Annotated in this window: 7 protein-coding genes; 2 read left to right on the top strand and 5 right to left on the bottom strand. The window is 56.7% G+C overall.

The genetic code is table 11. The annotated features are described in order from the left end of the window. Positions 1–208 precede the first annotated feature (208 nt). Complete coding sequence (locus VK725_RS12460) at positions 209–1045, bottom strand: hypothetical protein (protein WP_325318376.1); 837 nt, start codon at positions 1043–1045, stop codon at positions 209–211. A gap of 506 nt (positions 1046–1551) precedes the next feature. On the opposite strand from VK725_RS12460, the gene VK725_RS12465 reads away from it, so the two are divergent. Beyond that, entirely contained in the window at positions 1552–1899 is a 348-nt protein-coding gene (locus tag VK725_RS12465) for a GFA family protein (protein ID WP_325318377.1), read from the top strand. Between the two features lie 91 nt (positions 1900–1990). Continuing rightward, positions 1991–4762, top strand: coding sequence for a TIM-barrel domain-containing protein (locus tag VK725_RS12470; protein WP_325318378.1), 2772 nt, complete (start codon positions 1991–1993; stop codon positions 4760–4762). Between the two features lie 9 nt (positions 4763–4771). On the opposite strand, the gene VK725_RS12475 is transcribed toward VK725_RS12470, so the two are convergent. The 4 genes from VK725_RS12475 to VK725_RS12490 all read right to left on the bottom strand — a co-directional run bounded on the left by VK725_RS12475 (position 4772) and on the right by VK725_RS12490 (position 9539). Beyond that, entirely contained in the window at positions 4772–5236 is a 465-nt protein-coding gene (locus VK725_RS12475) for a cytochrome c (RefSeq protein ID WP_325318379.1), read from the bottom strand. Next, positions 5233–6840, bottom strand: a complete 1608-nt coding sequence (locus VK725_RS12480) for a flavin monoamine oxidase family protein (RefSeq protein ID WP_325318380.1) — start codon at positions 6838–6840, stop codon at positions 5233–5235. Before VK725_RS12480 ends, VK725_RS12475 begins: the two co-directional genes overlap by 4 nt. Before the next feature lie 100 nt (positions 6841–6940). After that, positions 6941–7414 (bottom strand): GNAT family N-acetyltransferase, encoded by a 474-nt coding sequence (locus VK725_RS12485; RefSeq protein WP_325318381.1) that lies wholly within the window; start codon positions 7412–7414, stop codon positions 6941–6943. 151 nt (positions 7415–7565) lie between these two features. Next, entirely contained in the window at positions 7566–9539 is a 1974-nt protein-coding gene (locus VK725_RS12490) for a CocE/NonD family hydrolase (protein WP_325318382.1), read from the bottom strand. Between the last annotated feature and the right edge of the window lie 188 nt (positions 9540–9727).

Below are 9727 nucleotides of genomic sequence, written 5' to 3' on the forward strand. Positions count from 1 at the left end.
CGCCCCAACCGTGCACAAGTACGTCAATGATGGCACGATGGCGTGGATCTACGCGCACCTGCTTTCGCTGGGGAATATCGATCGCGTGGGCCAGCGTCTCGCCCAGCGCGAAGAAGCCGAAGCGGCGAACCAGACCAAGAACTGATTATGTTTGTGTAGATGAAAAAGCCGCCCACTTGGGCGGCTTTTTTTTGGATGCCGTGACGATTCAAATACTGCAACAAGGTTGAACAGACATCGAAAGGCTGTAGGACGTAAGGCCACTGGGTACAGAAGCCTCGCCAATTCTCTCGTCAACCGTAATGGTGCCACCTTGACCATCAGGTACCGTGCCGGTCACGTGCACGGCAACGAGGATGTTGTCGACGATATTGCCGGCACTGTCATTATTGATGATGTCGTCACCAATAGTGACTTTGCCCGTTAGCGTTTGTGTCGTCGTCACACCATTGGTGACGACATTCACAGTGCATGTGAGCGGAAACTTCTGGCCGTAATCGTAATTTCCAGGGTTAACAGATGCGCCGTTCAGGCTTAACGAGCCCGATGCATTGACTGCCAGAGCGATACCACCTTCTGGCTCATCAGGGTTGTTCACCTGGTCAACGCTAAATGTTTCGTTGAAACCTTGCACGTTGACACATCCACCTAACACGACATAGTTACCAGTCATGGTGCCGGAGACGATGCAGCCGTTCCCTCCGTTGTAGGTGCACTCCACCACGCCTGGCCCGATTTGACTCGTTGCGTTGTTGAGCGTGTTGTTGGAAGTAAAGCCGAGTATCTGCTGTTGCGCTTGAGATACGGTTTCGTTAGAGATTCCCGGTTGCTGAGAATTACCTGTCGCAGGTACGGTTACTATTTCCGGTTGATACGCTTGCGTGATCGTGCCGCTACTCGTTTTATCGGTATAAGTGCCTTCAACGAAGATAGCCGCATACACCGCTGGTAATGCCGGTTGCGCCATCGCATAGGGGGCATGCCCCATAACACCACCGGCGAGCGTAAGCAAAACGGCTGCTTTGAAACCATGCGTCATTTTCATATAGCCAACTCCTTTGACACGTCGAATGAAAAACACGATGTATCGCGCGGCATTCGGGCGTTGCGGTCTCCCTCACATGCACGGCTATTCCAAGGCAGTGTTTGCGCCCCCAAGGAAATGGCAACAGGTATGCCGCAGCCGAAAGATTCCCTTGCGCTTGTCTTCGACGGTTGCATAGGTTGGCTAGACGTCCCTGTATGCTGATTCCGTACGGGTCTGCACGATGAACGGAAATGGGTGCTGCGAATAACGGGTGTTGCGTGCACAGACCGCGCGACCCAGGCATCTTACGCCTGTTCGCGGCTAGTGAAAACGAAATCGCAGTAGATGTCGCGCCGATGTCATGACGCAAAAAAATCGTCTTAACTCTGAGACACCCATCGCAAAATGCTGCTTGTGAATGGAGCAGCCCGGCGACGCGGGCCGGGCGGTTGATCAAGCGCTTTTAGTTGTGCGCTTGCTCGATCTGTTTAATGATTAACGCGTCTCACTGATCGGGGACTTTTATGCGCTACCACGGCAGCTGTCATTGCGGACGCATCGCGTACGACGTCGAAGGCGAGTTGACACAAGTCATCGAGTGCAATTGCTCGCACTGCAGCAGGAAAGGGTTCCTCTTATGGTTCGTGCCGCGTGAGCAGTTGACGCTCACGACGCCCCAGTCCGATATGTCCCGATACACTTTCAATAAACATATGATCCAGCATCAGTTCTGTCCCGACTGCGGATGTGCACCCGTCAGTTTCGGGACAGGGCAGGATGGTAAGGCCATGGCCGCGGTGAACGTGCGGTGCCTGGAAAATGTGGACGTCGCCGATCTGAAACGCGTGCAATTTGACGGGCGAAGTTTCTGATACGGCATACGTTGACGGGCTTCACAACTGCCTAGGCACTTAAACCTGCTACCTTTCGCTACAACATCCCGCGAGAGGTAGGAGTGTCTGCATGAGCCTTCACCGCACCAACCGCGTTGTGGCATGGCTGTTTGCCACGTCTGTTTCCCTATCGCTTGTGTCGTGCGTGGAGACGCAGCCCAAGGGCGGGGCATCGGGCAATGCACGCTTTGAATTTTTGACGCCCTCGCTCGTGCGCATGGAATATTCGCCGAACGGCATATTCGTCGATGCGCCTACAGCAGTGGTGCAAAAGCGAGATTGGCCGGCCGTGCCGGTGACGTCGATCAAGAAAGACGGCTGGCTGATTCTTAGCAGCAGCGCGATGACGCTGCGCTATAAACTCAACTCCGGTCCGTTTACCGCCGACAACCTGAAAATCACCTGGAAAAACACGGGCGGTGCACACAATTGGCAACCCGGCGATGTCGACACGCAAAACCTCGGTGGGCTCACTTATTCGCTCGATCACGTCAGTCAGGATAATTTGCCGAAGGATGATCGAGACAGTCCTGTTAACGACATCATTCCCGGTATCGACATTCCGCTCGAAAAAGCCAAACCCGGTTTGTTGAGCCGAAGCGGCTATGCCTTGATCGACGACAGCCATACACCGCTCTGGAACGCGCAGAAAAACTGGATACAACCCCGCGCGCAGCCTTACGGCCAGGACTGGTATCTGTTCACCTACTACCACGATTACCAGAACGTCTTTAACGAGTACGCACAACTGTGCGGGCCGATTCCCATGATCCCGCGTTATACGCTGGGCACATGGATCACCGATTTCAATTTCGAGTATTTCCCCAACACTGCTGAAGCGCGCCAGCCAGATTTTGAACGCTATAACCAACAGCATCTGGAAGAAGAACTCACGCGCCTGCGCCAGAGCCATATTCCTTTCGATACGCTCGTGCTGGACTTCGCGTGGCACAACTACGGTTGGGATGGCGGTTACGACTGGAGTCCGCTGATTCCACATCCCGACAAATTCCTGAAGTGGTTGCACGATCGCGGTATCAAGCTGAGTCTCAACGATCATCCCGGTTACGCCGGTACCGACGAAAGCATTCTTTCCCATAGCGACAGTCACGCATCGGAAGTGTTGCAGGATCTGGGACGGCCGCAGCCGCTCACACCGACGGTCGATATCGATATCGGCAAGACGTGGAAGTTTTCCACCGATCCGAACGATCAAGGCATGAGCGAACAGTGGTATGCCGTCGATCACAAGGACGGTCGCTGGAAGCACATACGCACCGATGAGCCTTGGCAGGCGCAGGGCTACAAGAGCTACGACGGCGTGGCGTGGTATCGCACCTCGTTCAAATTGCCGGAATCCGCCACCGGATCGCTTTATCTGTGGCTGGGCGAAGTCGGCAAATCGTATCGCGTGTTCGTCAACGGGCAGGAGGTCAAACACAGCGACGTGCAGTGGCCGAATCGTTTGACCTACGCCGACATCACGCCGTACGTGAAGGCCGGAACGAAGAACGAAATAGCCTTGCGCGTCGAGTCGGGCGAGCAGGGCGGAGGCATATTGGGTGGACCGGTGGCGATTCGCGATGTCGCGCCGCCTGGCCGCATAGCCTTCGATCTATCCGATCAGAAGCAGGCCGATGTGTTCATGCGTGACCTGCACGCACCGCTCATGCAGGCCGGCGTGAATGTGTGGTGGGTCGATGGCGGTGGCGGTGCTGCCGACATGCCAGGTCTGAATAAACAGCTGTGGACCAATAAGGTTTTCTACGATTTCACTCAGCAAGTTTCCGGTCAACGCGGCTTTATTCTCAGTCGATACGGTGATTGGGGCAGCGAGCGGTATCCCGCCTTCTTCACCGGCGACACGTATTCGGAATGGCCGGTGCTTGCTTATGAAGTCGCCTTCACAACGCGTGGCGGCAACGTGCTGGTGCCATATATCAGTCACGACATTGGCGGATTCCACGGTGCGAAAATCGATTTCGATCTCTACGCGCGCTGGATCGAATTCGGCACGTTCAGTCCCATCCTGCGCATGCACAGTGCGCACGCCAATCCCAAGGAAGGTAATGTGCGCATGCCGTGGGAGTACGGCAACAAGGGCGTTGCGCTGATGAGGAAGTACTTCACGCTGCGCACTCAGCTGATTCCTTACGTCTACAGCTACACGTGGCAGGCGCATACACAGTCCATGCCGTTGCTGCGGCCGCTTTATCTGGAGTATCCCGATCTGGAAGAGGCTTACCAGCACTCGCACGAATACTTCTTCGGCGACGATATGCTGGTTGCTCCCGTGCTCGATGCAAGCGGCAATCGCACGGTGTATTTGCCGCCGGGCGAATGGATCGATTTTTTTACCGGCAAACATCATGACGGCGGTGCATCGTTTACGACACACTACGCGGTGGATGAGATGCCAGTGTTTGTTCGCGAAGGCGCGATTGTTCCGGAGCAGCCGGTGAGCGATTACTCCAACGCCAAGCCGCTCGACACGGTCATCGTCAACGTCTACGGCTCAGGACACGGCGACTTCAATCTGTATGAAGACGATGGCGTTTCGCTCGCCTACGCGCAAGGCCAGTATGCGACGACGGCGATGCACTACGTCACCGACAAGGATGGGTCGCACCGGCTTGTCATTGCGCCGACAAAGGGCACGTATGCAAACCAACCGCAAACGCGCTCCTATGAACTACTCATTCACGCTACCGAAAAGCCGCAGTCGATAACCGCTGGTGGCCAAACCATTTCGCACTGGACATGGTATCCCGAAGATGGGACTACCCTGGTGACGCTGCCCTCAGGAAGCATACGCAATGGTGTCACTGTTTCCTGGCAATAGTGATTGCGGCTAGGACTTTGGCTTCGGTTGCGCGTCCTGCGGATGCATCGCCTTGATGTCATCCGCAGTGATGCTGTCGGTGTAGTGATTGCCAAAATGCGTGCGCACATAGTTGATGACGTCGGCGATCTGCGCGTCCGTCAACATCGTGCCTCCGGCGAAACTCTCGCCGGCTGACGGCTTGGTGACAAACGAAGGCATGTCATGCCGACCGAAAAGAATGACCGCCGCCATGTATTGCGCTGAAGCCAGTTTCGGATTGCTCGCCAAGGCAGGATAGGTGCCGGCGCCGATAGCGCCCTTGGCATCGGGCATATGGCAGCCCTGGCAGATGTTGTGAAAGATGGCCTCGCCGTTGGCGTTTTTCAGCGTGTCTCGCGTATAGAGCACGCTGTCTGAAGATTGTGCGTGCGCAACGCTGATGCCGCCGAAAAGAAACGCTGCAGCGAGAAACTGCGCAAATAACGACCTCATGCCGCGCCTCCTGCTATGACGCGCCGATGAAGGCGCTCGATCAGATCCAGCGCCGAGGTCACAGCACCTTCCTGCCAGGCAGGAAGATAGGAAGCATGTTCGCCTGCGAGCGCAATACGCCCATCGATCTGGCAAAGGTTGCCGTAATGCTTGTCGCGCAGCTCATCCGACCACGCTGCAAAGCAGCCCAGCGTGAAAGGCGAGCGGTGCCATGCGACAGCGACGCCGTTATCGAATTCGGTCTTGTATTGTGGATGGATTTGCGCGCCGTATTCGACCGTTCGGCGTATGCGCTCGGCCGGATCCATCGCCGTAAATTCATAGGCGCTAAGTCCCCACATGTAGCCGCCCAACAGCACGCCTTTGCCACCGGTGTTGAAGTCGCAACTGGGGTAACTGATGTTGTTGATGGGAAGGTCCGTAGCGGTAATGCCACCGTAGATGTCTTCATCTTCTTCCCAGAAACGTCGCTTGAATTGCAGACCGACTTTCACCGTGCCGGCATACGGTACGGCAGCAATCGCGTCGGCCATGGCAGGGCCGACATTGATGGGAATCTGACTGAGAATGGAAAGCGGAATCGTGCAGATGCACCAATCCGCGTGTGCTTTCTGCGTGCTGCCTGGATGGCGTGAATCTTCGTAGGCAACGGTGACGCCGTGTCCATCCTGCTGGATGGCGGTGACTTTTGCGTTGTAGTGAATCAGCCCTTGCAGTTCGCGGCCGAATGCTTCGCCGATGCGTCCCATGCCGCCCACAGGCTGGAATAGCGTGGTCTGGAATTCGTAGACCTCGCCTTCTGTCAGGCCTTTCCACAGATGCGAGTTCAGCACATCGTGAAGCTGCAAAGGCTGTGACGGCATTGGTTTGCCGGAAAGACCGCCGCCCGGCGCCTTATCGAACCCACGCCGGTTGCTGGTCTGTGGGCTCGATACATACGTGTAGTTTTTATCCAGCGCACCCCAATCGCGCAGCGATTCAAGCAGGATGGCCTGATCATCTTTGCTCAGCGGCGTATCGAGCTTGCCCTGCTGGGTGGATTTGGCGAGAAGCTCCGCGGTGTATCCCCGATAATCGGCATTGATGGTGCGATAGCGTTGCGGCTTGCCATCAAAGGCCTTGCTGTTGTGCACGTACGCGTTGTGATTAATCTGCACGAACGGCTCAAGCGGCACGCCAAGCTTCTTGCAGTAATCGAGGATGCCGCGATGGTGATAAGGAATACGCCAAGGACCGGGATTGAAGTACAGACCACGATCGAAGCGGCAATGCTGCGTGTGGCCACCGAGTTCGGTGTAGGTATCGCCGCCGCGTAACGACCAGTTGCGACCACCTGGACGGGCGTTGTACTCCAGCACAGTCACTTTGTAGCCGGCCTTGCGCAATTCGTAAGCGGCCACCATGCCGGCCAGCCCGGCGCCGAGAATCAGCACCGATGAGCCATGCGGCGTGCCTTCCAGTGTCGGCGTGCCCTTGTAAGGGGACGCTGCGGCAAAGCCGAGGCTGCTCATGGCCTGATACATCACCGCGCCACCAGCGCTCAGTCCGATCATGCGCAGCAGATCGCGGCGCGTCATCGACGATTCGGAACCTTCCCCTTGCATCACTCACCCCAGCAACAGCCAAGCCATCAGCACATCGCATCTTGCGTTCTTGCAACAGTGACGAAAGGCATGCTGGACGCGAAGGGATTCACCGTGCGCCTCAATGCGTCGGTTTGGCGAGCCTCAGTAGATCGACGTGATAACCGGCCGCCTCATAGAGCGCCCGGGCACGCTCATTGCCCGGAAAAACGGCCAGCGTCACCAGCTGACACTGATGTTCGCGCGCCCAATCTTCTGCATGAGCGATTAGCGCCTTGCCTACGCCCTGGCCTTCGTGGCGCGGTGAAACGGCCAGATCGGAGATGTGGCAGTTGATGCGGCCGGTGAAGTAATCCTGCGTCTTCTGCAGATGAATGAACCCGACACGATCTCCGTCGTCGTTTTCCGCGACGAATACGTAACTGTTTGCGGGCTGTTCGTCCAGATGACGACCTAAGTCTTTGCGAATGCCTTCGATGCATTCATGCCGCTTGCGCCATTTAGGCAGCGAGAAATCCACGAAACGCGGAACCAGACCGAGAATGAAGTCGTCGTCATCCTCGGCGAGACGGATAAGAAAATGGATGTCGCTCATTGTCGAACAGGGAATGTAAGAACGGGTGACTCCGGTTCTACACCCAAGCGGGTTCGCGAGGGAAGTCCCCGATTGGCTATCGCGTTGATTTTTCGTCTACGTACATTCACTTCCTCTCCGCGAGTGAGGAGAGGAAGTGAACGTGACATCATCAATGGCTGATGATAGGCAGCGCGATGTAACTGGCTTGTTCAGGCGCGTGATAGATGCGCTGTGTGGCCTTCTGAAAATCGCCCTGCTTGGCCCAGAAGATGTTGGGCACGAAGGTTTGCGGATTGCGGTCATAGAGCGGGAACCAGCTCGACTGTACCTGCACCATCACGCGATGACCTGGCAAAAACACGTGATTGGCCGCGGGAAGATTGATGCTATACGCCAGCGGTTGATTCGCAGCAAGCGGTTTGGGATTGTCAAAACTTTCACGATAACGGCCGCGCAGAATATCCATCGAAATCGGCAGCTGATAACCGCCCATCTCCGGTTGAGCGGAGACTTGGTCAGGATATACATCGATCAATTTCACGACCCAATCGCTGTCCGTGCCGCTGGTCGATGCCACCAGATGCGCAACGGGCGCACCACTGATGACAAGCGGTTGGGTCAGCACATCGGACACGTACGTCACGACATCCGTGCGGCCCGACGCCTCGCGTTGATCGTCCACCAGCCACTGCGGCCATGTCAGACCGTTGTCGTAACCAATCGGCTGGATCGGTCGCGCACGGAACGGCACCGGATGCGCAGGATCGGAGACGTATTCGTCATACGCCGTGCTACCAGAAGGAGCGCTAAAACCGAGTTTGTTATCGGGCAGCAGATACAGTGCACGACTCTTCGTTGCGCAACCGTCCTCGCACGCGAGCGGCCAGCGACTCAGACGCTGCCATTGGTTGGTGCCCGTTTGATAAGCCGTGACCGGCGCGACGTCCGCCTTTGGCGAGCCGTCCTTGAGGTATTGCGCCAGGAACGGACGCAGGATGTGCTCACGGAAATATTTGGACGTGTCGCTACCGAATTGAATGGCGCCGAGCGAACTGCCTTCTTCGATTTCCTGGCCGTGATGCCATGGGCCCATCACCAACTTCACCATGTCGCCGTTCTTGTCTTTGGGCTTGATCGCGCGATACACGGCGAGCGCGCCGTAAATGTCTTCCTGATCCCACAGGCTGTGCACCAACATGGTGGGCACTTTCAACGGTTGCGTACCGAGTATCTTGTCGACCGCCTGATCGCTCCAGAACGAGTCATACGCCGGATGCGCGACCGTCTTCTGCCAGAAGCCGAGTTGCTCCATGCCGTACTGACGGCCGAGCTCGCCCGCGGAACCGGCCTGCATAAACAGGTCGTACTCGTCGTGATAGTTGGTCCACCACTTGTCGCTGTTATCGCGTGTGGCGACCTGTTCGTAGATGTAAGACATGTTCTGCTGACGGAACGCGCCTTGATGGAACCAGTCGTCGCCCATCCAGCCATCGACCATCGGATTCATCGGCACCGCGACTTTCAACGCCGGATGCGGATTGACCAGCGACATCAGCGGTTCGAAGCCGTCGTAGGAAATGCCGATGGTCCCGACTTTTCCGTTCGATTCGGGAATGTTTTTCACAAGCCAGTCGATGGTGTCGTACGTGTCGGTGGCATCGTCGACGGGTGTGGGGTTGAGCGGTCCGTGCACCGGTCGGTTCATCACATAATCGCCGCCGGAACCGTACTTGCCGCGGATGTCCTGAATTACGCGGATATAGCCGTCTTCGACAATCACGTCGGTGGCGTTGTCATAGCCCTCGAGCATCGGGCCGAGGTGGCCGCTCATGACGTGATGCGTGAGTGCTTTCGCATCGTAAGGTGTGCGCGTGAGCACGATACCTGTGTGCGTGGCGCCTTTCGGAATCAGGATGACGGTGTTGAGTTTGACGCCATCACGCATCGGGATCATCACGTCGCGCTCGACGTAGTCGTAGCTGCTGGTGACGGGCTTGAACGCGGATGGCGTTTCGCTGGGGTAGTTGGGGTATTGCGGAGGAGGCGTATCCGTCGCCATGGCAGTGCTGCTCAAGGTAAGCAGCAAGGTAAGCAATGCAGGCTTGCGCCCGCACCATGCAATCACGGCACGACTCGACTTCATGGTGACTCCCCGTTGGATATACCGGCTTAGCGTAATGGTTATGTGCCGGTATTGGGGGAAAAGAGTCACCGTGACTTTTGGCACCACCATTGGGCCACAGACCACCTCACCGTCATTCCAGCTTCCGCTGGAATGACGGTGAGGTGGGGTATTGGGACTGGGGGCGCAGAGGCATAAAAAACGCCCGG

It is taken from the genome of Dyella sp. (genome assembly GCF_035486915.1).
Lineage (GTDB): Bacteria > Pseudomonadota > Gammaproteobacteria > Xanthomonadales > Rhodanobacteraceae > Dyella_B.